This is a genomic window from Photorhabdus heterorhabditis, assembly GCF_001280945.1.
Classification (GTDB): Bacteria; Pseudomonadota; Gammaproteobacteria; order Enterobacterales; family Enterobacteriaceae; genus Photorhabdus; species Photorhabdus heterorhabditis.
Genome location: NZ_LJCS01000004.1, coordinates 39,048 through 62,315, shown reverse-complemented (window position 1 = coordinate 62,315; position 23,268 = coordinate 39,048). Strand labels below are relative to the sequence as shown.

The 23,268-nt window shown below is 45.7% G+C and carries 21 protein-coding genes; 12 read left to right on the top strand and 9 right to left on the bottom strand.

All coding sequences use genetic code 11. The annotated features are described in order from the left end of the window. The first annotated feature begins 178 nt into the window (after nt 1-178). Nucleotides 179-799 (top strand): TetR/AcrR family transcriptional regulator, encoded by a 621-nt coding sequence (locus tag AM629_RS02770; protein WP_054475938.1) that lies wholly within the window; start codon nt 179-181, stop codon nt 797-799. 268 nt (nt 800-1,067) lie between these two features. Here the strand turns inward: AM629_RS02770 and AM629_RS02765 are convergent, their stop codons facing one another. The 7 genes from AM629_RS02765 to AM629_RS02735 all read right to left on the bottom strand — a co-directional run bounded on the left by AM629_RS02765 (nt 1,068) and on the right by AM629_RS02735 (nt 9,408). Then, nucleotides 1,068-1,274, bottom strand: a complete 207-nt coding sequence (locus tag AM629_RS02765; RefSeq protein WP_054475936.1) for a hypothetical protein — start codon at nt 1,272-1,274, stop codon at nt 1,068-1,070. 206 nt (nt 1,275-1,480) lie between these two features. Next, a complete protein-coding gene (gene fbpC / locus AM629_RS02760) occupies nt 1,481-2,536 on the bottom strand; it encodes a ferric ABC transporter ATP-binding protein (protein ID WP_054475934.1) in 1,056 nt (351 codons plus the stop codon). 15 nt (nt 2,537-2,551) lie between these two features. After that, a complete protein-coding gene (locus AM629_RS02755) occupies nt 2,552-4,630 on the bottom strand; it encodes an ABC transporter permease (RefSeq protein ID WP_054475931.1) in 2,079 nt (692 codons plus the stop codon). A gap of 135 nt (nt 4,631-4,765) precedes the next feature. Next, nucleotides 4,766-5,797, bottom strand: a complete 1,032-nt coding sequence (locus AM629_RS02750; protein WP_054475929.1) for an ABC transporter substrate-binding protein — start codon at nt 5,795-5,797, stop codon at nt 4,766-4,768. A 17-nt stretch (nt 5,798-5,814) separates the two neighbouring features. Then, complete coding sequence (gene uhpC, locus AM629_RS02745; RefSeq protein WP_054475927.1) at nt 5,815-7,146, bottom strand: MFS transporter family glucose-6-phosphate receptor UhpC; 1,332 nt, start codon at nt 7,144-7,146, stop codon at nt 5,815-5,817. Nucleotides 7,147-7,240: 94 nt separating this feature from the next. Further along, nucleotides 7,241-8,779, bottom strand: a complete 1,539-nt coding sequence (locus AM629_RS02740; protein ID WP_054475925.1) for an MASE1 domain-containing sensor histidine kinase — start codon at nt 8,777-8,779, stop codon at nt 7,241-7,243. Then, a complete protein-coding gene (locus AM629_RS02735) occupies nt 8,776-9,408 on the bottom strand; it encodes a response regulator (RefSeq protein WP_054475923.1) in 633 nt (210 codons plus the stop codon). The genes AM629_RS02740 and AM629_RS02735 overlap by 4 nt, the downstream gene beginning before the upstream one ends. 772 nt (nt 9,409-10,180) lie before the next feature. Here AM629_RS02735 and AM629_RS02730 point away from each other — a divergent pair. Further along, nucleotides 10,181-11,776, top strand: a complete 1,596-nt coding sequence (locus AM629_RS02730; RefSeq protein WP_152911961.1) for a Tle-like phospholipase domain-containing protein — start codon at nt 10,181-10,183, stop codon at nt 11,774-11,776. Between the two features lie 91 nt (nt 11,777-11,867). On the opposite strand, the gene ampC is transcribed toward AM629_RS02730, so the two are convergent. Then, nucleotides 11,868-13,025, bottom strand: a complete 1,158-nt coding sequence (gene ampC, locus AM629_RS02725) for a class C beta-lactamase (protein WP_054475921.1) — start codon at nt 13,023-13,025, stop codon at nt 11,868-11,870. A gap of 402 nt (nt 13,026-13,427) precedes the next feature. Here ampC and agaR point away from each other — a divergent pair, with 402 nt between their 5' ends. Genes agaR through AM629_RS02680 form a run of 9 tightly spaced genes read left to right on the top strand, consistent with a single transcriptional unit; the run spans nt 13,428 to nt 22,144 of the window. Continuing rightward, nucleotides 13,428-14,201 (top strand): transcriptional repressor AgaR, encoded by a 774-nt coding sequence (gene agaR / locus AM629_RS02720; RefSeq protein WP_054475919.1) that lies wholly within the window; start codon nt 13,428-13,430, stop codon nt 14,199-14,201. Between the two features lie 35 nt (nt 14,202-14,236). After that, nucleotides 14,237-15,532 carry a D-tagatose-bisphosphate aldolase, class II, non-catalytic subunit gene (locus AM629_RS02715; protein WP_054476060.1) on the top strand — a complete coding sequence of 432 codons (1,296 nt, stop codon included), beginning with the start codon at nt 14,237-14,239 and terminating at the stop codon, nt 15,530-15,532. Beyond that, nucleotides 15,529-16,746: an AgaS family sugar isomerase gene (locus AM629_RS02710; RefSeq protein WP_054475917.1), complete on the top strand. Its 1,218-nt coding sequence runs from the start codon at nt 15,529-15,531 to the stop codon at nt 16,744-16,746. The genes AM629_RS02715 and AM629_RS02710 overlap by 4 nt, the downstream gene beginning before the upstream one ends. Next, nucleotides 16,712-17,194 (top strand): PTS N-acetylgalactosamine transporter subunit IIB, encoded by a 483-nt coding sequence (gene agaV / locus AM629_RS02705; protein WP_280516018.1) that lies wholly within the window; start codon nt 16,712-16,714, stop codon nt 17,192-17,194. Before AM629_RS02710 ends, agaV begins: the two co-directional genes overlap by 35 nt. 10 nt (nt 17,195-17,204) lie before the next feature. After that, nucleotides 17,205-17,990 carry a PTS N-acetylgalactosamine transporter subunit IIC gene (gene agaW / locus AM629_RS02700; protein WP_054475914.1) on the top strand — a complete coding sequence of 262 codons (786 nt, stop codon included), beginning with the start codon at nt 17,205-17,207 and terminating at the stop codon, nt 17,988-17,990. After that, nucleotides 17,980-18,873, top strand: a complete 894-nt coding sequence (locus AM629_RS02695; protein WP_054475912.1) for a PTS system mannose/fructose/sorbose family transporter subunit IID — start codon at nt 17,980-17,982, stop codon at nt 18,871-18,873. The genes agaW and AM629_RS02695 overlap by 11 nt, the downstream gene beginning before the upstream one ends. Before the next feature lie 22 nt (nt 18,874-18,895). Beyond that, the gene (agaF, locus tag AM629_RS02690) at nt 18,896-19,330 is read left to right on the top strand and encodes a PTS galactosamine/N-acetylgalactosamine transporter subunit IIA (protein ID WP_054475911.1); all 435 of its coding nucleotides are present in this window, start codon (nt 18,896-18,898) and stop codon (nt 19,328-19,330) included. Nucleotides 19,331-19,339: 9 nt separating this feature from the next. Beyond that, entirely contained in the window at nt 19,340-20,194 is an 855-nt protein-coding gene (locus tag AM629_RS02685) for a tagatose bisphosphate family class II aldolase (RefSeq protein ID WP_054475909.1), read from the top strand. 45 nt (nt 20,195-20,239) lie between these two features. Then, nucleotides 20,240-22,144, top strand: coding sequence for an enterotoxin (locus AM629_RS02680; RefSeq protein ID WP_276525714.1), 1,905 nt, complete (start codon nt 20,240-20,242; stop codon nt 22,142-22,144). Nucleotides 22,145-22,195: 51 nt separating this feature from the next. On the opposite strand, the gene AM629_RS02675 is transcribed toward AM629_RS02680, so the two are convergent. Then, nucleotides 22,196-22,465 (bottom strand): type II toxin-antitoxin system HicB family antitoxin, encoded by a 270-nt coding sequence (locus tag AM629_RS02675; RefSeq protein WP_081861848.1) that lies wholly within the window; start codon nt 22,463-22,465, stop codon nt 22,196-22,198. A 256-nt stretch (nt 22,466-22,721) separates the two neighbouring features. Between AM629_RS02675 and AM629_RS02670 the strand changes: the two genes are divergently transcribed. Further along, entirely contained in the window at nt 22,722-23,261 is a 540-nt protein-coding gene (locus AM629_RS02670; RefSeq protein WP_072161790.1) for a cysteine hydrolase family protein, read from the top strand. The last annotated feature ends 7 nt before the right edge of the window (nt 23,262-23,268 follow it).

The following is a 23,268-nucleotide window of genomic DNA, read 5'->3' as shown; positions in this document are numbered from 1 at the left end:
AATATGAGACTTGAGTATCACTGTTATATCATCAAATTGAGACTATCATCTCATTTTATTTGTAAATAAATTGAATCAATTTGGGCGTTTTGTAGGTAATTAAGTAGAGTGATGATGTCGAAAAAATATTTTAACCATACGCTGATATAGAGAATCTTATTGTGAAAGAGTTGTGGCAATGATGGACTCGAATACTAAACCTCATTTTACTGGTACTCGGAAAAAAACTTATACATTGCTGATAAATGCTGCATTGGAACTTTTTGAGCAGAGAGCGATACCTTCAGTTTCCGAATTGGCAATACATGCAGGGGTTTCCAGAGCAACGGCATACCGCTATTTTCCGACGCAAAGCGATTTAATTGATGCAATCGTTAGTGCTAGCCTTGGGCCGATCCTCACTTGGAAGCCTTCTAGTGAAAATACGGAGGAGCGGATTATTGAATTATTGGATTTTGCCTATCCCCGGATGTTCCAACATGAAGGTGCATTGAGAGCCGCTCTTTTAGTTTCATTACAGCAATGGGCTCAGGGGCGTTCATCTGAGGATAAACAGGAAAAGAAATTGGTTCGTGGGCACCGTAAAGAGATCCTTTCGATGGTTGTTGAACCATTAAAAAGGCATTTTCCACCGGACACTCTGGAAAACGTCATTCGTTCTTTTTCCCTGATTTATGGTTCCGAAGTTTTTTTGGTGATGAAAGATATCTGGCATATGGATGACGCAAAAGTTATTGAAATCACTAAATGGATGGCAAAAGCCATTATTAATCAGGCGTACAGAGACTCTGAGTTATAGTTATCTATGATAAATTGTTGAGTAACAACGTCTTATTATTGACGAATTATTTTATAGTGGATATTTTGTTTATATTTCATCTAATTGATGGTGATCCCTATGCAAAATATCCCTGTATACGATGATATGCGGGTCCGATTATGGATTTTTTATGACGTCACTTTCAGCAATAAACCTATAAAAAGTGACGTCAGTATCTGCTGGTGTCATTTGGTTGGTTTGTGTCGAAAATCACTTAGGTGGCTGAAAAAAATAATATATTGAATAATTAACCAAACCTATCTTTAAATTTTCTAGAGCTAATTTTTCTGTCCATTTTGCTATTACAGTTAGGACATAAATGCTGTTTTTTACCTTCAATTTCCCACGTGTAATATTTTCTTTTGAAATTAACATTACAAATATCACATCTACTTGGTTTAAAGATCGCGCCAAGAATCAACAATAAAATTATTCCACCAATCACCCATTCCACGCGCTTACTCCTCTTATTTAATCAGGTCTGCCAAGGTTAATAATACTATTAATACTAGCAAAGAAAATTATGAACACGGGTTCTTTAAGCCAAGCCAATACATCGGTGTGAGCGACCAGAATTTGGTAATCGAAAAGCATTCTTGAGGGCCAAGGCCGCCGTATGGCGGCCTTCTGATCTGAAAGTCAGGGTTTTTTACAATCAAATTAACAGTTACTTTTCTCTGCCAAAATAAACATCCCAAATGGATGAATTTCCAGATAGTAATTATCGCCAACATTAGGTTGCAATTGGGTGGCATTGATTTGTAGTAGCAAAGTTTGATCTTGCCAGTCTACAGTCACTTCATATTGTGGCCCCATGTAAGCCACATGGCTGATGGTGCAGAGCTGGCTTGCATGCCCGTGATGACTTAGAGTCACAGCTTCTGGCCTGACACCTACCGTTACTGATTGTTGAGTGCTGGTAAAGTTTTCCGGTCGTGGCAGGCGATAATGGAAAATTTCCACATAGTCAGCGCCCAAAGTCGCAGGAAAGATATTGGCATCTCCCATGAAACTCGCCATAAACTCAGATGCTGGCTGGCGATATAGCGTTTGTGGTGCGCCAATTTGCATGATTTTGCCTTTATTCATCACCAACACGGTATCGGAAACCGCAAATGCTTCACTTTGATCATGAGTAACATATAGCGAGGTGATGTTAAATTGTTGCTGTAATTCGCGGATTTTCTCACGCATACTGCGGCGTAGGTTAGCATCAAGGTTACTCAGTGGTTCATCGAAAAGCAGTACTTTGGGCTTAAGGATTAAGGCGCGAGCAAGGGCAATACGCTGTTGTTGTCCGCCGGAGATTTGATCAACATAACGATCTTCAAAACCATCCAGATCGACCAATTCCAGTGCTTCCTTAACCCGTTCACGTATCTCCGCTTTAGGTCTCCCCAGCATTTTTAAACCGTAGCCAATATTTTCTCCCAGCGACATATGCGGAAACAGGGCGTAGGACTGGAATACCATACAGATATCTCGTTGCTGAATAGAACGATCTGTAACGTTTTCACCATCAATGAAAATTTTGCCTTCGCTGGGTTTTTCCAGCCCGGCAACTAAACGCAATACGGTGGTTTTACCGCAACCAGACGGCCCCAACAGTGTGACCATATGCCCTTGCGGGATAGATAGCTCCAGATTATCGATCACGGTGTTGCTACCGAACCGTTTAGTTACATTTTTCAGTTCGACAAAATTTTGTTGTGTCATGTCCTTACTCCGTGATTACTGTGCATTTTTGGCTTTAGAACGAGAAACCCGAGCTTCACCAATCAAATAGTCAAATAGGAAAATAATGGCCAGCATGACCACAATCAGGATAGAGCCATAAGCGATAGCAACCCCATATTCACCATCTTCCACCCGGTTCAGAATATAAGCGGTTGCTACACGGGTATCAGGTGTGACTAAGAATACAATAGCGCTGACGGTGGTAATGGCACGGACAAAGCTGTAAATCAGTGCTGATAGAATTGCCGGGCGCAGTAGCGGCAACAGAATATGGAAAATGGTTCTCATCGATCCGGCTCGCAGGCTCAGCGAGGCTTCATCCAATGATTTGTCAATCTGCCCAAGACCGGCAATACCGGCACGGATACCTACCGGTACGTTTCGCATAGTCATGGAGATGATGACAATAGCTGCGGTTCCGGTGAGATAAAAAGGTGAATCATTGAAGGCCAGAATGTAGGAAACCCCTGCAACCGTGCCTGGTACGGCAAAGCACAGCATGGTAGTGAATTCAATAGTTTTCTTACCACGGAATTCCTGCCGCACAACAATATAAGCAATCAGCAAACCCAAGATCGCGGTGATGGGGGCAGCGATACCGGCGTAGAGCAGGGTATCCAGTAATGAAGGCCATGCGCCGTCATGCATTCCTTGACCGAACAGCTTAATAAAGTTGTCCAAAGTCAGGGTGTAATCTACTCCCCAGTTGACGGTGAAACTGCCGTAGAAGATGCTGCCGTATAACAGAATGTTGAATACAACCCAGATAAACAGGATGGTACAGACACCCCAAACCAGCGAATTTGGCAACGGTTGTACATCACCACGATAGGATTTGCCGGAAACTGTGACATAGGAGCGTTTACCAATCCACATATACTGGACGCAGAATATCAGCAGAGAGAAAACCAGAAGCGAAGCGCCGAGAGTACTAGCAGCTTGATAGTCAAGTTGAGAGCCGGTGATATAGAAATAAATTTGAGTTGCCAGTACATCAAAACTACCCCCCAGCACCAGTGGGTTACTAAAATCTGCTAGTGATTGAACAATCACAATCAGGAAAGCGTTCGCCAGTGCTGGTTTCAGCAGTGGTATGAATACATTAAAAAAAGTCTGATAACGATTGGCGCGCAAGGTATAGGAGGCTTCTTCCTGCGAGGGATGGATGGTTTTGATGGCACCATCAAGGATCATAAATGCCATTGGCGTAAAAGCCAGTACCTGAGCCAGCCAGATACCGGTAAAACCATACAGCCAATTGGTGTTGGTCAGGCCGAGCCAGGTTGCCATAAACTCAGTAATGTAACCGGAGCGGCCCATCATCAATGTGACACCTAAACCAACAACAAAGGGTGGTGTGACGATGGGCAAAATAGAGAATACCCGGCCAATAATAGCGGAGCGGCGGGCAATTCTGGAGGTGTAAATTGCCAGCACCAGACCAAAGAAAGTACAGCCTATAGCAACGGACACAGAGAGCAAAATAGAGTTCGTGATAACCTGAATAATATGTGGCTGCTCCAGTATCGATATAAAAGCGAACGGAGCAAACTGACCGGCATCATCGGTAAACATCGGAATAAAAATGGCGATACTTGGATAAAGAATAAATACGCCGATCAGGGCAACAACGGTGACCAGTGAGCCAATGACAAAACTGTCCCCTCCTAGCCATTCAAGGCGAGTCAGGGCCAGAGTGATAATCGCGCCTAGTGAGATAAACAGGATAATTGTAGAGTAGCCTAGTCCACGTCCGATAAGGGCCGCACTGATAATGACCAACAAGGCACATAATAAGGCATAACCCGCATCGAAATAGTGGCGGTTACGCTGATTACAGTTTGCTGGTATCAGTGGGCGCAGCAGCAGTACTGACGGTAACAGGAACCACAGTAAGCTAAGGTTTAATCCGTTCCAGCCATAGGAGGAGAGAATTTCATCTTGAGTAGAATCGAAGAGGCCGTAGTCCAGGCTCCATGATGGTAAAAGGGCGAAAGACAACCACGCCAGGGCAATCCACCAGAACACAGCATCCCGCTTCTGTCTGATAGGCAAAATAAAAGTGTGAGACATAATTTCCCTCTTTTTTATTATTATCGTGAGATAGCAGCAGTAAGAATTTATCCCCGCAGGCGTTATTCATGTGGAAAAATCGAATAAGCCTGATGGATAGTTTCTAAGGGCGGAGTGATCCGCCCTTGATTGACCTTATTTAGCCATTTTCACTTCTGTCACCCATTTGGTGATTAACTCTTTACGCACATCACTGGCGCCGAATTTGTCCATGTCATAATTGATCAATTTTAGATCGGACAATTTAAGTGCCAGAGGAGAAGCTTTCGCTGTGGTATTGGTCAGGATTTGATAGGCTTTACCTTTTTTCCAGCTAAGTTCTTGTGCTTCTTTGGATAGTACCCAATCAACGAACAGCTTAGCGTTGTCCATATTGCGGGCATTTTTGATGATACTGACACCACCGATTTCATAGCCTGTACTTTCACATGGTGCGATAAGTTTCAGTGGTGCGCCATTTTCGACTTCCAATGAGTAATCATGCAGGAAACCGATGCCAATTGCAGATTCACCACGAGCGGCGTTGCGTGCAGGGGCGACACCGGATTTGGTGTACTGAGAGATGTTGGCGTTCAGTTTTTTCAAGTAATCAAATGCCTGATCTTTGCCCCATAACTGGACAAAAGTTGCCAGTGCGGTGTAAGCCGTACCGGAGCTTTGAGGGTCAGCAATTTGAATTTCACCTTTATATATCGGTTTGGTCAGATCTTTCCAGCAGGTTGGGATCGGGATCTTTTTCTCTTTCAGACGTTCGGTATTGACGCCATAGCCAAGAATACCGACGTAAACCGCAGAGGTGTAGTTGCCTTTACGTTTGGCGGGATCGCGAAACTGCGGCATGATTTGTGTCAGATTAGGGGATTTATAGGCGGTTAGCAGATCCATTTCACCCGCCTGAGAATGTGGGTCCAGTGTACCGCCATACCAAACGTCAGCCTGTGGATTACGTTTTTCTGCCTCAATCTTTGCCAGGGTGCTACCTGAACCATTGCGGACAAAAGTTGTTTTTACATTGTATTTTTCACCGAATGCTCTGGTTTCAGCTTCGCATAAGGCGTTAGTTGCACTGCAATAAACGATCAAACGGCCAGCGGCCTGAACATTACTGGTCAATGCAGCAAGGACCAGACCTGTTGCAATGAGTGTAGAGAGAGGTTTCAGTTTCATTATTTTGTCCTTTTTATTCAGATCTTCTTATCATTGGAAAATGGCAATGTTATCCCTGCCATATGTTCCCTTTTACTAATGTCTGCCATTAACAGAGGCATTAATAGCAAACCCATCATGGCGGATGCGACGGTGAGCAGAGCAAATATTCCTGACCACCCGTAGTGTGCAACCACCTGGCTCAATGGCCAGCCTGCCATTGCAGCGCCCAAATAGGCGTACAATCCCAAATAACCAGTGACCGTGCCGGCGGCTTGTTTATGGCAATATTCTGTTGCCGCCAACCCAATCAGCATTTGCGGGCCAAAAACAAAAAAACCAATGCTGAAAAAACAGACTGCTAATAGTGCATAGTGATGTATGGGGGTTAGCCACAATGCGGTAACAGAGATAAATAATCCCAGAGCGAAGAGAAGGATCATTGGAGCGCGCTGACCACGGAACAGTAAATCCGATCCACAACCAGAGAAGAGTGCTCCTACCAAACCACCGAGTTCAAACAGTGAAAGTGTTGCATTGGCACTGAGCAGATTAGCGCCATGTATTTCTGACAACCACAGATTCCCCCAGTCATTAATCGCCATTCTGATGAGGTAGACCAGAATGTAGGAGAACCCCAACAGCCAGATAGTTTTGTTAATCAGAATCGTATCTCGCAGTATCTGCATCATCGGCATGGGCGGCGATAGCTGTTCGTGCCGAAGTTCCAGTAAATCCTGTCGCCAGCGCCCTATACTGGGTAAACCTTGTTGCTGTGGGATGTCGCATAGCTGATAGCAGAGCCAGATACCCAGTAAAATACCGATAATTCCAGGCATCATCAAAGCAGCTTGCCAGCTGTAAGTTGTTGCCAGAAAAGCTGACAACATCGGGATTGTGATGCCGACAATATTGATGGAGATATTCCAGCATCCCCACCAAAAGCCTCGTTCATTGCGGGAGTACCAGTGTGTCAGTAATCTTGCACAAGGGGGCCATCCCCAGCCCTGAAAGAAGCCGTTCAGTGTCCAGATGATCAGTAGGGCAGAAAATGATGAGCAAAAAGCGAACATAATGTTCAATGCACCAGTCATCATTAATCCGGCACCCATAAACCAGCGATAGCCGGTGCGATCATGAAATATACCGGAAACAAATTTTGAGCCGCCGTAAGCCAGATAAAACAGACTGGTTATCCAGCCGATATCTCCTTTATCGAGTCCTAATTCCAACTGCATAACTGGCATGACAAAATTGAAGCTTTTTCGCGTCAGATAAAATGCGGCATAGCCAATGATCATGGAAATCAGCAAACGGCTACGCCAGTAGCGATAGTGTTGTGAGATCTGTTCCTGGCTGGTGGCTGGCATGCGCGATTCCTCCATGAAAAGAGAATGTAAAGAAAAATTAATCAAAATGGATGGGGTAAGGTTTTAGGTAACTAAGAATAATTCTTAGTTACATCTAATTTTCATCAAAATTTGTGGGCAGGTTAACAATTATGCGTGTGCCGTTATCATTGCTTAACTGCCAGTCTCCGCCTAGTGCCCGGATACGTTCTTCAATGCCTTGAAGACCAAAGCCGCTTTGCTTTTTATCTTCAGTGATACCGATTCCGTTATCACTGATTCTGAGTTCAATCACATCTCTGCGTTGTCGCAACGTAATATTGATTCGGCTAGCGTTAGCATGTTTACTGATATTGTTCAGCAATTCCTGAACCAGACGATAAAGGGTAAAAACCACCGTTTCATTCGCTGGATTTTGAGTGAGCAGGTAATTCAACTGGCAATCAATATCCTGCTGTTTGAAGGCGAACTCATTGATCAGATGGTGGAGTGCTTTTTCTAAAGACATCTCTTCCAGAACCGGAGGCCGCAATTGGCGCAGTAATTGACGGGTGGATTGATGAATTTGTTGAGCAAGATGATTGATCTGCTCTGCGATCATTTCTGTTGCTGGGGAAGTGGCAGTCCGTTTTACCAATGTTGCCTGAATCTGAATGGCAGTAATATTCTGACCAATTTCATCATGTAACTCGCGGGCAATACTTTTACAGACATCCTCTTCTGTATGAACTAGCTTCTTCATCAGGATATGGCGGGCGGTCAGTTCCTGCTCCAGTCGTTCACGATAGCGTTGTAGGTTTTCGGCGAGTTGCTGCTGACGGCTGATAGCTATCCCAAGTCCGATTCCCAATAGCGCTTGAATGGTCAGGAACATTTCCAGTTCACCTAAATCGTCAAAAGCCCCGTTGAATTGCCAGGCTGACGTGATCATTAGACTGCCCAATAAAGCAGCCAGTACGCCACCTTGCCAGCCATAACGATAGGCCATAAATACATTGGGGATAAATATCAGTATCACCAAAAGACTCTCAATTTCTGGTGATATAAAGATCTGGGCACTCAGCCCGAGTAAGCAGAACAGGCAGCACCACATCAGCAGGGAAGTACGTAACTGTGGATCAGAATAGTCAGAATCCAGCATATTTCTCAACTGTTGCTGACGCAGATATTCATAGATCAGATAAACAAAAGGTGACAGCAAAACACCACCCGTTAGTGAGGTAAGAAGTAAGTGATTGGCTCCGGCGGTCAGAGTCAATCCCAAACAGGTTGCCTGTAATACACTGTTGGTGGCGACGCCTGCCAGCAGAATAGAGAGCCGTTGCCAATACAAGGTATAGCGCCACCAGATCCGCTGGACCATAACAGTGGGTATCAGGCTGAGAAATGGCGATAACAGAATGATATTGTCAGTAATAAGCTGTTCACTGCCGAGCCATAGTAAGATGACAACTTCGGTGACTAATAAGGTTGGCAGGTAGCGACGGCCCAGTAGAATAAACAGTGCCAGCCGTAATCCTTGTGGCAGAAGCAGTGTGGCTTGTTGCCCGTTATCATTCAGGTAGAAACTGATGGTCCACAGAGCAAGCCAGCTCAGTGAATAGAAAATCAGCAAAAACAGTGATAACAGGCTAAATCGTAATCCAACGTTCATGGGTTCCCCGTTAGAATCTGGTGTTGCAGGGCGTAATGAACCAGATCGATAGTGCTATCGCACTGTAATTTGCCAAGAATGTTGGCCCGATGAACATGAACGGTTTTGGGGCTGAGGCTGAGTTGCTCTGCGATAGTTTTAACATTGATGCCATTGATAAGCAGATCAAATATTTCCCGTTCTCTGAGGGTCAGAACTCGCAGCGCTTTAATATCTTGTGGTGTCTGACGCAGTGCTTTCAGCGCATCAGCACACAGATAACAACCGCCTTTATGGACGGAGCGTACTGCCTGCACCAACTCTTCCGGGCCGCATCGTTTGGTGAGATAGCCGCAAGCCCCGGCGTCCAGCGCACTTTGTACAAATGCTGTGGTGTCATAAATACTGAGAATAATGGTACGGAAATCAGGCCGTTTTTGCCGTAACCGGGTGAGCAGATGCAAACCACTTTCATCCGGCATTGCGATATCCATCACCGCAACATCAATAGGGTTCCGGAGTAAATCCAGCCAGGCTTCGTTGGCGCTGCCATATTGTCCGGCGATTTCAAGATCATTCTCAAGAGTCAGTAATTGGGCAAAGCCGGAACGGACAACGACGTGGTCGTCAATAAGTGCAATTCTAATCATAATTTTTGTTATTAATTATAAACACAATAGCTTACATGATGTGCAGGAAAAACAGGTTGTGCAAATTAATCAACTAAATCTGTAAGAAAGCTAACAAATTTAGTGAATTTTTAGGTGATCTGAGCGCAGTCTGTTATCTGCTGCGCTCAGATCTCCGACAAAGTACCGGATAAATCTATGGCTCTTCTCCAGATGAGAAAAGCAAAATAATAGTTGCCGATTCTGTGATAACAAACAAAAACTCCTGCGTTTAAGGACTAATGCCGAGATGTGTCCGGATAAGGCTGTGTACATACAATCACAGATATCTAATCCAAGGAGCAAGTCATTTTCACGAAAAATCCAAAATAATCACAACTAGTAAACGGAAATATCTACACGATATTGATATAATTATCTATTGAAATAAGGAGATATATTGTGGTTTTGAATTAATATATGCGTGAGATTATTATGAAACAAAAACAGAAAACACTCAGAGTACTGTTTTTTCTGTTCCATAAGTGCGATAAATGACAGAAATTCTATCTTCTATACATTTGTTAAAAACATTATTAGAGAAATAGATTAAGAGGAAATTTGGTAAATAGAGTGTAAAAATTAGGTATGGATGTTTAATAAAATAATTAAATAACGTTTCATGATTCTGCTGCATATTTATTTAACTTATTGTTATTAATGTAATTATTGTGGTGTGATATGTGGCGCGGTTTTGGGGTCTTATTTAAAATACTGATTATAAATCCAATGAGTTATTTAAAGGAATACGGACATGTTTACTAACAGAGTAACGATGTTGCATTTATTATGTGAATCTACCGTTGATAAAACTTTTAAAAAAGTAAACGAAGCAGGAAAAGTAAAAATCTCATGCCTGGAAAAACTAATAAAAGGGATGAAAAATTTTCCAGATAATATCTCTTTACAATATTACAAAAACATTACGAAAAGTGTCGAAGAATTTAAGAGGCAGAACTCAGACATTTTTAAATTAAAAGACAAGAAGATCACAGAAACCCTTAATCAGGCGGAAAAAAAATTATTTCCAAAAGCACGTAATGAAAAAACATTGCTCAATCAAAACATTCAAATCGGCGCTGCCAAATTGTCATCAACAGAACGCTGTATTCAGGAGTTAACGGATAAAAGGCATCATAATGTTCATCATCATCTTGCCTCCCATTACACCAGTACTGGCCTCGATACAAAGGTGTCATTAGGCAAGGTGCTGACTACCACACTGAAATATCTGACTCTGAATGCCCCAGCTCGCAGGATTGGTACTGCCATACAGAGAGGATATGACTCCCATGCGCAAAGTGCTAAAGGTAAGGCACGTTACTGGACTGGGGCCATTATTAAGGGATTGGCCAATATCATGGGCGGTGCTAGTAGTGTAATAAGTGGTGCGATTTCGGTCGGTGTTGCCGGAGTTAAAAACCTGGCGGAATTCACGGGGCGTTTGTTGGTATCCTCAGCTTTGGGGTTGGCTGGAGCGGTTATGAAGGGCATCTCGTATCTACCGCCCAGTGTGTCTGATCGCTTACAGGCTAGAATGCGTGCCGAGAAATGGCTGAATACTGCCAAAGTATTCATCAAACCAGCGTTTGTAGCCAAAGCAGAGCAAGAGCCGTTGAATGTTGCAGAAGCCAGAGCAGTGATGGATACGGCCCGATTGGCGAGAATCAGTTGCTCCAGTAGTTATCGGGATATGCCGACAGGTTACAGTCATGCCACTTTGGCTGATATCCCGTCTTCAATACTGGCTCGCCGGGAGGATGGGAGTGGCGGGACCGGCAAGAAGTTAACCCTGCGTGTTCGTCCTGGCAAGGGGAAGAATGATCCTTTAATCCTTAAAGGAGATGCCTGGTCTGCGCTCAAGGTCGCTGTTTACAAACGTGACGATACCGTGGTGCTTTCCTTTGTGGGCACCCAGCCAACTAAGCGTCCTGGTACGATAAAAAGTGATGTCTGCGCGGCTTTGGGGATCAAGGACAGCGCGTTTCAGGATGCAGACCGTTTGGTTAAAGCCTTTACTAAACAATATGGCAATAAGGTTGAGGTTCTGGGCCATTCCTTGGGCGGCGGGCTGGCGCAATATGCGGGCATCAAACATGGGATCAAGGTCACCGTATTCAATAGTATGGGATTGCATGTGGGATTGCGGGATCGGTTAGCCGACAAGTTGGATAGTGCTAACGTCACCCACATCAATACCAGTAATGATCCGCTGAGTCAGAAGGTCGAACATGGCATTTGGGGGCTGGATGCCTGCTCCCAGGTGGGCAAGCGTTATGTGATTGAGCACTCAGGTGGTCACCGTATGGAGTCGGTGACCGCTGGTTTGGAAGCCTTACTGGCTTCATGACTCGATATGTCATGGATAATGCCTCCTGGGGAGGCGTTATCGCTGCTAACAGACACGGTTTAAAGACACCGTATTTAACGCCACTTGCGCGTTATTTCAGTGCCTTGAGGATTTGCCAGGCCGCTTTGATACGTGCCTCGTTGGGATAGTTTTTGTTGGCCAGCAGCACAATACCCATTTGCTCTTGCGGCACAAACGCAACATACGCGCCGAAACCATTGGTGGAACCGGTTTTATTAATAAAAAGCGCATCCGTTGGCGGCTCTGGCGGTGATAGTTCCGTGGTTTTGTTGGCCTGATAAGCGATCTCCGCAGAGTTGCCACTCAGTACCTGCTCAAGGGTAACGGGCCAGTGATAAAGCTCCCAGCCCAGTCCTTGCGTCATCTCACCCACCCGGTAATAGCCAGTATGGGTTGCCTGAATGGCTTGCGCCAGCTTGTTGTCACCTACGCGGGAAGGATCGATATTCGCATCAACGAAGCCGATCAGATCCTGTGCACTGGCTTTCAGGCCATAGGCTTCCTCATCCAGCACGCCCGGGTTTATGCGAATCGGTTTATTCTCTTTTGAATAACCCAATGCATAGTTTTTCATCTCCTGCTCGGGCACGTTAAACCAGGTATGGTGCAGACCAAGCGGTGAAAGGATCTGGTTTTTCACCAGTATTGAATAAGGTTTTTCAAGGCGTTGGGCAACGATATAGCCTGCCAGGCCAATACTGGGATTGGAGTACTGGCGGTAGGTTCCGGGCGTGTACTTTGGCTGCCAGTGCTGGAACCAGTCTACCATTTTGCTATTGCTGTCGATCTCATCAGGGAATTGTAACGGCAGGCCGCCCGCAGTATAGGTGGCAATATTCAGCAGGTTGATGTTGTCAAAGGTGCTGCCTGCTAGCGGTTGAAAATGCTGGCTGGCCTTATCCGAGAGGGAAATGGCTCCCGTCACCTGTGCCCAGGAAATCAGGCTGCCGGTAAAGGTTTTGCTGACCGAACCTAATTCAAAGATTGTCTCTTTAGTGACCGGCGTGTTGTCCTCTTTTGATGAGTCACCGTATTGATAGAAAAAATGTTGACCGCGGAACGTTACTGCAATCGCCATTCCTGGAATGTCATATTCCTGCATCAGGGAGTGTATGGTCTTATCAACAGTATTTGTCAGATGGGGCTGAGCGGGTGTATTTGTGGCTTGAGCGCCGAGAGAAGCAGCAAGCAGCAGACTGCCAGTCAGCACCGAAAATCGTTTTGTCATTTGTGTCGTTTCCTTAAATTACAGCGAGAGCTTTCAGTCCTGGATTTTATCAGGATTTGCACATCTAATCTTAAAGTTGTGATCTTTATCACTTGCTGAAATAAAACCTTGTACTCAATGGTTGAAAACAAAGGGCTTTCGGTTTTTTGGTATCAATTTTCGTTGAAAAGGTGGATAAGGACTGATTCCGGGATAAAACAATAATAGTCATCGAACCGAAAGTATTCTTTCGTTTGGTTTTCAAATGAAACATTTTTGGTTAGTTTTTGTCTATATAATAGACTGCAATACCGATCACAATTTCATTTCATTGCTTTTGCTGTAATTAAACCGAAAGAGAGAGAAAGCAATCCATCACAGGCGACGTGAATATGTCGCTGGAGATCTGAGGAGCATAACGGAATGGCTATGGATACCGTAAAAAGACGTGAACAGATTATCGACCTGCTGTGCCATGAGGGTAGTGTACGTGTTGAGCATTTGAGTTCTCGTTTTGGGGTTTCTAGCGTCACTATCCGTAATGACCTGCGTTATCTTGAGCAGAAAGGCTGCGCTTTGCGTTCCTATGGCGGCGCCATGTTGAATCAGCAATTCGCCTTTGATCGCCCCTTGCAAGATAAGGGGAGGATGAATCGTGATGTGAAATCGCGCATTGCAGCCAGAGCAGCACAGTTTGTTAAGGATGGTGATGCATTGATCCTTGACTCCGGCTCAACGACCACGCAAATCGTGCCACATCTTAAGGAACGGCGTGATTTGGTGGTCATGACAAACGCGTTGAATATCGCCTATGAATTAGCGGGATTTGATCAGATGAATGTGATGGTGCTTGGCGGGAGTGTGCGTCAGAACTCTTACTCGCTCTATGGTCCGGCTGCGGAACAGCAATTGCGTCAATATCGTTTTGATACTTTGTTTCTTGGCGTTGATGGGTTTGATCTGGAAGCAGGGATAACTACGCCACACCCCGGTGAAGCTCACCTTAATCGCATTATGTGTGAGGTAGCGCATGAAATTATCGCCGTGGCAGATGCCAGTAAATTTGGACGTAGAAGCTTTTGTATGATCCGTCAGGCTGGACAGATTCATCGGCTGATTACTGACAGCCGGGTCCCCGATAACTACAGGCGGGCATTAACTGAACTCGGCGTGGATGTGATTATTGCCGACGAGTAGTTCTTACTGAGGTTCTTGCTCGCATGGGAGATACCATGCAATCACTATTACAACTTATCCGTCGCCACAAATCAGGTGAAGCGGTGGGGATCTATTCAGTCTGCTCCGCCCATCCCTGGGTATTGGAAAGTGCTTTGCGCGTAGCCAAAGAACGTAAAACGTCGGTGCTGATTGAAGCAACGTCTAATCAGGTTAACCAGTTTGGCGGTTATACCGGTATGCAACCCGTTCAGTTTCGTGATGCAGTTTGGCAACAGGCCGATCGGATTGGTTTACCACGTGATCATATTTGGTTGGGAGGCGATCATCTTGGACCGAATGTCTGGCAAGATCGTCCCGCTGAGCAAGCAATGCAATTGGCTGAAACCTTGATACATGATTATGTGGCTGCGGGATTTCGTAAGATTCATCTTGATTGCTCTATGTCCTGTGCTGATGATCCGCTACCGCTTGGCGACAAGGAAGTTGCGGTACGGGCAGCTCGTTTATGTCAAGTGGCTGAGCGTTGTTGGCAGCAGGTGGGGGGAGAACCGCCTGTTTATGTGATAGGTACCGAAGTGCCCGTACCGGGCGGTGCTAAAGAAGCATTGGAAGGAATGCAAGTCACTACGTCTCAGGCCGCAGCTATGACGTTGAATGTGCATCAACAAGCCTGGCAATTGGCTGGACTGGAACAAGTATGGCCGCGAGTAGTTGCACTGGTGGTTCAGCCGGGGGTGGAGTTCGATCATCATTATGTCGAACACTATCAATCTGAGCGTGCGGCGGCCCTGAGTAAATATATCGAGTCTCAACCCTATTTGGTCTATGAAGCCCATTCTACTGATTATCAAACGGCACAAGTTTACCGTGAACTGGTACGTGATCATTTCGCTATTCTGAAAGTTGGCCCAGCGTTGACTTTTGCCCTGCGTGAAGCGCTTTTCGCGCTCGATAAGATCGATAGTGAATGGAATAGTGAACAACAAGCCGCTCGTCTGTGTGCCACTTTGGAACAAGTCATGCTTGAGCAGCCGGAGCACTGGAATCGCTATTACCACGGTACACCACATCAACAATTTATTGATCGTCAATACAGTCTGAGTGATCGCGTGCGTTACTACTGGCCGCACCCGCAGGTACAACAGGCCGTTAATACTTTGATGGATAACCTGCGCCGTCGTCCTGTTTCCCTTTCATTGCTAAGTCAGTACCTGCCAGAGCAAGCGCAGGCAGTTAATGCGGGACGGTTGGACAATGATCCTCACGCTTGGGTGTTGGATAAGATTCGTTCTGTGTTGCTGAGCTATGCTCAGGCTTGTGAATTTGAGGTACAAGGAGCGTTAGTATGAGTGAACTGTTTTCCTATACCGAAGCCTGGCTACGTGAGCATCACGGGTTATACACTGCCAGAGAAATTCATCAGCAGCCTGAACTTTGGCGTCAGTTATATCAAAACTTGCAACGTGAGGAAGAGCTGTGGCAACCATTTTTGGCGCCTCTGTTGTCTGACCCGGAGTTACAAATAGTCCTGTGCGGCGCAGGTTCCTCTGCATTTGTTGGGCGCGCTCTGGCGCCTTGGTTACGTGAGCAGTGTGGGTTGAATGTAGTTGCGTACAGCACGACAGATATTGTGCCTTCCCCTTTGCAATATCTTGATCCAACGCGTTCAACATTACTCATTTCTTACGGGCGTTCCGGCAATAGCCCGGAAAGTGTAGCGGCGGTACAACTGGCTGATCAGTTGTTGCCGCGCTGTTATCACTTAATGCTGACTTGTAATCCTGATGGCGCGTTGGCGCGTTACGCCGAAGGGCGTTCCCATGTTTGTTCATTGAACATGCCACAGAGTTCTCATGATCAAAGTTTTGCCATGACTTCCAGTTTTAGTTGTATGACGCTGGCAACTGTGTTGCTGCTGGGGCCATTAACACTGGAACAGAGCCGCGAGCCATTGATGACGATGGCCGTGTTGTGTGAACGGGAGTGGATGCAGTGGCAGATACAGACTAAGCAACTGGCACGCAATGGTTTTAAACGCATGATGTGTTTGGGGTCCAGTTGTTTTACCGGTGTAGCAGAAGAAGGCGCTCTCAAGATGTTGGAGTTGACCGCCGGGTATGTTGCCACGCGTTACGATTCGTCAATGGGAGTACGTCATGGGCCGAAGTTTATGATCGAACGGGATACGTTGGTGGTCATGATGTTCTCGGCTGATCAGTATCGCCGTCGTTATGATCTCGATCTGTGGCATGAGCTGAATCATGACGGATTGGCGTGTCAAATTGTTGCTCTGAGTGGCACACCGGGGAAAGGGTTCACGGTGATTAATAGTGAACAAGATGATATCTGGCTGTTGTTCCCCTATTTGATGTTTTTGCAGATGTTAGCGTTTGAAACCTCGCTGGCACTGGGCATAACGCCAGACAATCCATGTCCGACAGGGGAGGTCAACCGTGTGGTGAAAGGAGTGGAAATTTATCCTTACCCTCTAGCGTACTCACAAGCAACTGAATGTAGTAGGAGTGATTATGTCGATGCCGAATATTTTAATGACCCGAATTGATAACCGGTTGGTGCATGGTCAGGTAGGTGTGACCTGGACCAATTCACTGGGAGCTAATCTGGTATTGGTGGCTAACGATCAAGTTGCCAGTGATTTGGTGCAGCAAAACCTGATGGATATGGTGGTTTCTGATGGGGTTCAGACTCGTTATTTCACCTTACAGAAAACCATTGATGTGATCCATAAAGCGGCTGAGCGTCAGAAGATTTTTATCGTTTGTAAAACGCCGCAGGATGTATTGACCTTGGTTAAGGGAGGAGTACCTATCAGTTTTGTTAATGTGGGTAATATGCATTTTGCCGAAGGCAAGCGTCAAATCCATAAGACGGTTTCGGTTGATGACAGTGACGTGGTGGTGTTTCGCGAACTGGAGCAATTAGGTGTCACTTGTGAGGTTCGACGAGTGCCGGACGAAGCGGGAGAACCCATCGTTAAGTTACTGGCCTAAGAGGTGAGTTATGCTGATTGATGCGATATTGATTGGATTGTTGGCTGGGTTGGCGGGGGTGGATCTCTTTGATGGGTTGACTCATTTTCACCGTCCGGTAGTGATTGGTCCGTTGGTTGGGCTGATTTTAGGGGATGTACAGACGGGTTTATTGGTGGGGGGGACGCTAGAGCTGGTCTGGATGGGAATGGTGCCGCTGGCTGGCGCCCAGCCGCCCAATGTGGTAATTGGCGGCGTGATTGGGACGGCATTTGCCATTCTGACGAATGCTGATCCTAAAGTCGCAATTGGTATCGCAGTGCCATTCGCCATTGCGGTACAGGGTTGCATTACGTTGCTGTTTACCGTGTTCTCGCCAATGATGCATAAATGCGATCAGATGGTGAAAGAATTGAATTGGCGCGGTGTGGAGAGGGTCAACTATCTGGGCATTACCATTCTGTTTTGTTTCTATTTTATCGTGGCATTTTTGCCAATTTATTTTGGTGCCGACGTTGCCAGTGTCATGGTACAGAAAGCCCCACAGTGGCTGCTAGACGGTCTGGCGGTTGCTGGCGGTATGATGCCCGCCATCGGCTTTTCGATGCTGATGAAAATGATGATGAAAAAGACCTATGTTGCCTATTTCATTCTGGGTTTCATTTCGGTCACATTCCTTAATATGCCGATTATCGCCGTGGCGCTCGGCTCATTTGCGATTGCTTTAATCGATTTCTTTAACCGTTCCCGTATGGAAGATGTGGCTGACCGCAGCGCACCTACTACCCAGTCTCAGGAGATGGAAGATGGCATTTAACGACACCGATACTGCTATGGCAGATAAAGCTGAGAAAAGGATGGCACAGGCGTTGGCGACCAGTCAGGTTGAGCAAGATGACTATCAGGACAATATGCCGGGTGAGGCGCTGACTAAAGGCGATCTGAATCGCATGGCGTGGCGCTCTTTGTTGCTACAGGCATCATTTAACTATGAGCGTATGCAGGCGGGGGGCTGGTTGTACACCTTGATCCCCGGATTGCGTAAGATCCATAAGAACCCGCAGGATCTGGGGAATGCTATGAAGATGCATATGGAGTTTATCAATGTGCATCCATTTGATGTCACTTTACTGTCCGGCCTGGTGCTGGCAATGGAGCGAAATAAGGAAAAAATTTCCACTATTCGCGCGGTGAAAGTGGCGCTAATGGGACCGCTAGGCGGGATTGGTGATGCATTGTTCTGGTTGACGCTATTACCTATCTGCGCCGGTATTGGCGCATCTTTGGCGCTACAGGGGAGTTTGTTTGGCCCCATCGTATTCTTGTTGCTATTCAACATCGTGCATTTCGGTTTGCGTTTTGGTTTGGCCCATTACGGCTATCGGGCGGGTGTCAATGCATTAGCGTTGTTAAAAACACACACTAAAAACATCTCTCATGCGGCATCAATCGTCGGGATGACGGTGATAGGGGCGCTGGTGGCTTCGTATGTCCGTTTTTCGACGCCGGTGGTGGTGAATGCCGGTAAAGCGAGTGTGGCGTTGCAGAAGGATGTTCTGGATAAATTGATGCCTAACTTGTTGCCATTGTGTTTCACCCTGTTGGTGTTTTGGCTGATGAAAAAAGGATTCTCGCCGGTCAAGTTAATTGGTTTGACGGTGGTGCTCGGCATTGTGGGTAAATTTTTCAGTTTTCTTTAACAAACGACGTTGAGGGGATGGAATGTTAGGTATTGTAATCACCGGGCATGGTCGTTTCGCCAGCGGTTTGTTGCAGGCAGTGGAACAGATAGTAGGGCAGCAGCCCCAATGTTGCGCTGTTGATTTTCCTGAAGGAGTCAGTACTGAACAATTGCTGGTGTTGTTGGAGGAAGCTTGCGTTGCCTGCGATAGTGGTGATGGTGTGATTATTCTCAGTGATTTACTGGGCGGTTCACCGTTCCGGCAGGCAGCACAACTAGCGATAACCAATCCGCATTATGAAGTTATCACCGGGACTAATATGCAACTGGCGGTAGAAATGATTCTGGATCGTGAGGGGCTGGTGCCAAAAGCATTTCGTGATATGGCGCTAGAATGTGGGCGGCGGGGATTGACTAGCCTGTGGCATGAACAGCAAAAACAGGGATATAGCAGCCCAAATTTGGATGGTATCTAAGGAGCTTATATGTATCTGATTTCCAGTCGTCAAATGCTGAAGAAAGCTCTGCGTGAAGGCTATGCAGTCCCTGCTTTTAATGTCCACAATCTGGAGACGGTTCAGGTGGTGGCAGAAACTGCGGCACGTCTGGCATCACCCGTGATTCTGGCAGGTACACCGGCGACTTTTAGCTATGCGGGTACTGATTATTTGGTGTCGATCTGTCAGGAAGCGGCACGTCGTCATAATTTGCCGCTGGCGCTACATCTCGATCATCATGAGGAATTGGAGGATATCAGTCATAAAGTGACCGCAGGTGTGCGTTCGGTAATGATTGATGGCTCGCATTTACCCTTTGAAGAGAATATTCGTAAGGTGATTGAGGTGGTACGATTTTGCCTGCGTTACGATGTTAGCGTTGAGGCAGAATTGGGGCGATTGGGGGGACAGGAAGATGATTTGAATGTCTCTAATACTGATAGCTTCTTTACCGATCCGCTGGCAGCGAAAGCCTTTGTGGCCCGTACCGGTATTGATTCGCTAGCGGTAGCGATTGGTTCTGCGCATGGTTTGTATCATGGTGAACCTCATCTGGATTTTGAGCGGTTAGCGGCGATCAGGGAACAGGTGGATATTCCGTTAGTGTTGCATGGTGCGTCGGGTATTCCTGAAGCTATGGTACAGCAGGCGATTGCTCTTGGTGTTTGTAAAGTCAATGTAGCGACTGATCTGAAAATTGCTTTTGCTGATGCAGTAAAAAGCTATTTTATTCAGCATCCTGACGCTAATGATCCACGCAAATATATCGTGCCAGGAAAACAGGCTATGCAGGCAGTGGTTGAAGAAAAGATTCAGATTTGTGGCAGTGCAGGTAAGTTGTAAAGGTAAAGGTTCTATTTTTTCAATTATCTGATAAAGGAAATTGCTGTGAAAATAAGAACGTTAAATAAAATTACGCTTAGTTTGTTAGCCAGTTCTGTGTTGTGTAGTACATCGGTTTGGGCGGATAGTTGGCAGTTGGAGGGGGATAATTACCGCGTGGCTGTTAGCGACGAGCAAGGTAAAGTCACTCAGTTAAAATTTGAGAACCCGAAAAACCATGATCAAATCATCACAGACAATCTGTTTGAAATCACGTTGAAATCAGGAGAGAAGCTTGCGGCTAAAGATTTTCAGGTCACTGATATCAGCAAAAAGCGCAATCGTATTGTTGTTTCTCTGAAGCATGGCGACATACAGATAAAAAATATTATTACAATGGAGGATAAAGATAAGTACGGCTCGTTTGAAATCACCATTACACCGCAGGAAAACGCGTTGGAGCTTAGCTCTGTCTCGTTAATGCCATTTCACACTAGAATCCCTTTTGTTTACGGCTCTATCGTCAGTTCACCGATTATCAGCGATAGCTTCTTTATTGTTCCCGGTAATCCATTGATTAACACTGAGGCTGATCACGGAGGCGTTGCGCAAAAAATTGCGCTCTCTATCCCGTTAGAGCCGGGGAAAACGTTAAGTTATAAGACGTATATTGGTGTTTATCAGGAAGGGCAATTGCGGCGCAACGTCAATGAGTTTTTGAACAATGCTCGTCCGCGTGAATATAGTCCTTACCTACATTACAACTCTTGGTACGATATTGGTTATTTCACTCCTTATACCGAACAAGAGGCGTTGACCCGTATCAATCAGTTTGGGCAGGAGTTGGTGACTAAGCGCGGTGTGAAGTTGAGTGGTTATCTGTTTGATGATGGTTGGGATAATCTCAAAGGAGATTGGGGTTTTAGTCAGGCATTTCCCCATGAGTTCAAAAACCTTAAACGGGCAGCGGATCAATATCGTGCTCGTTTAGGTATTTGGCTTTCTCCTTGGGGCGGTTATGGCCCACCTGCTGAGCAACGTGTTTCTCATGCGGCGGAGTTTGGTTATGAAGTGATAGATGGCAGATTTGCGCTTTCAGGCCCTAATTACTACGCCAATTTCCATAACCGGGTGCTCAATCTGATTCAACAACAAAATGTATCCATGTTTAAGCTAGATGGCACCGGCAATGCTGATCGCGTGATTAAAGGGAGTTCATTCACCAGTGATTTTGATGCCGCTATCCATCTTATTAAAGATATGCGTAGTACAAGGAATGATCTGTTTATCAACTTAACGACAGGCACCAAAGCCACGCCTTCTTGGCTATTTTTCGCCGATTCTATTTGGCGTGGTGGCTATGATGTGGAGTTTTACGGTAAAGGTTCCAAAGTGCAGCAGTGGCTTACCTACCGTGATGCGGAAACTTATCGTAATGTCGTAAGAAAAGGGCCGTTATTCCCACTGAATTCTCTGATGCTGCATGGCATTGTTTACGCTAAACAGGCTCGGCATCTGGATAAACAGTCACCTAAAGATTTTGCCGATCAGGTTTGGAGCTATTTTGGCAGCGGTACTCAGTTACAGGAGATGTATGTTACGCCTGAACTGTTGACCACAGAGGATTGGGATACGTTAGCAAACGCGGCGAAATGGTCAGAAAAAAACCAAGATGTGCTGTTTGATACCCATTGGATTGGTAAAGATCCCACCGATCTAGAGGTATACGGTTGGGGAGCTTGGAGTCCGAAGAAGTCGATTATTACTTTGCGCAATCCGGCGGATGAAGTGAAACAATATTATCTGGATCTGCAAAGCGATCTTGAATTACCTGATAATCAGCCTTCGGTATATGACGTTAATATCAATTATGGTGAGAACAACTCGGTGCCGAAGTTTATCAATAAAACGGTGCTGATTACTCTCCAACCATTAGAGACATTGACCTTTTCTCTGACCCCATCGAAATAATCACAGTGTTATTAAACTGCCCTGAATAAACTATTTTATTCGGGGCAGTGATTATTTGGGGAAAAATCGAGTAATATCCACATCAACTAATGCCCATATTGCTCCTATATATTCAGGGTCGGCAAGGTGGTTTTCTACGCTTGTCGCTTCTGGTACTGATTCATTATCATCAATCAGCAATTCGATATGCGCTTCAATTGCTTCGCGGACGTTTTCTATTGCATCTGTGAAACTGTCCCCGCCAGAAAAGCAACCCAGGATATCGGGGACACGGACGCCAAAGGATGAATGATCTTTATCAATCGCAACTGGATATAACATTTACACCTCCGAAAAGTGGATTCTCCCGCTCTCTTCTTTTGTCTTGATGGGGTTATAGTAACCCTGCAACGTTATGTGTCAAGATTAGCAGGTATTGACGTTGTGATTAGTTAATGGAATAGCTAAAAAGTCGGCCAGCTTGGTTTCATGAGCTATTATTAATCATAAGAAAATCTTGTCAAAATGGTCTGTAACTGAATGGTGGGAATAAATCACAGTCATTGTTTTTTAAGAATTCATTTAAAGGGCGAAACTAATGAAAGCGTTGATCGTAGTTGACATGCTGAATGATTTTGTCACAGGAGCACTCGCTAATGAAGCGTATGCAATGAAGATTGTACCGGTAATTAAACGGTTGATTAATTACGCCCGGTGCCAACCCGATTGGCTGGTAGTTTATGCTAATGATGCTCACCGAGCCGATGATCGGGAAATGAGTATCTGGGGCAGACATGCAATAGCTGGAACACCGGGTGCTAATGTTATTGAGGCATTGGCTCCTGTCGGGGCAGATCGTGAAATTGTTTCTCCCAAGCGATTTTATGGGGCTTTCGATGGAACCGATCTGGAAGAGGTTTTTAAAGCGTATGGTGTGACGGAAGTGGTGTTAACCGGTCAACATACTCATTGTTGTGTCAGACATACCGCCTATGGCGCGTTTATACGTGGTTATCGAATTAAGGTGTTGTCAGATGCTGTGTGCGTTTTTTCTGGTGTCGATCAGCAGGCGGCCCTTGATTATCTTAAAACTATTTATGATGTTGAAATCACGACCAGTACTGCGTTAGGTGTGTAATCAGGAT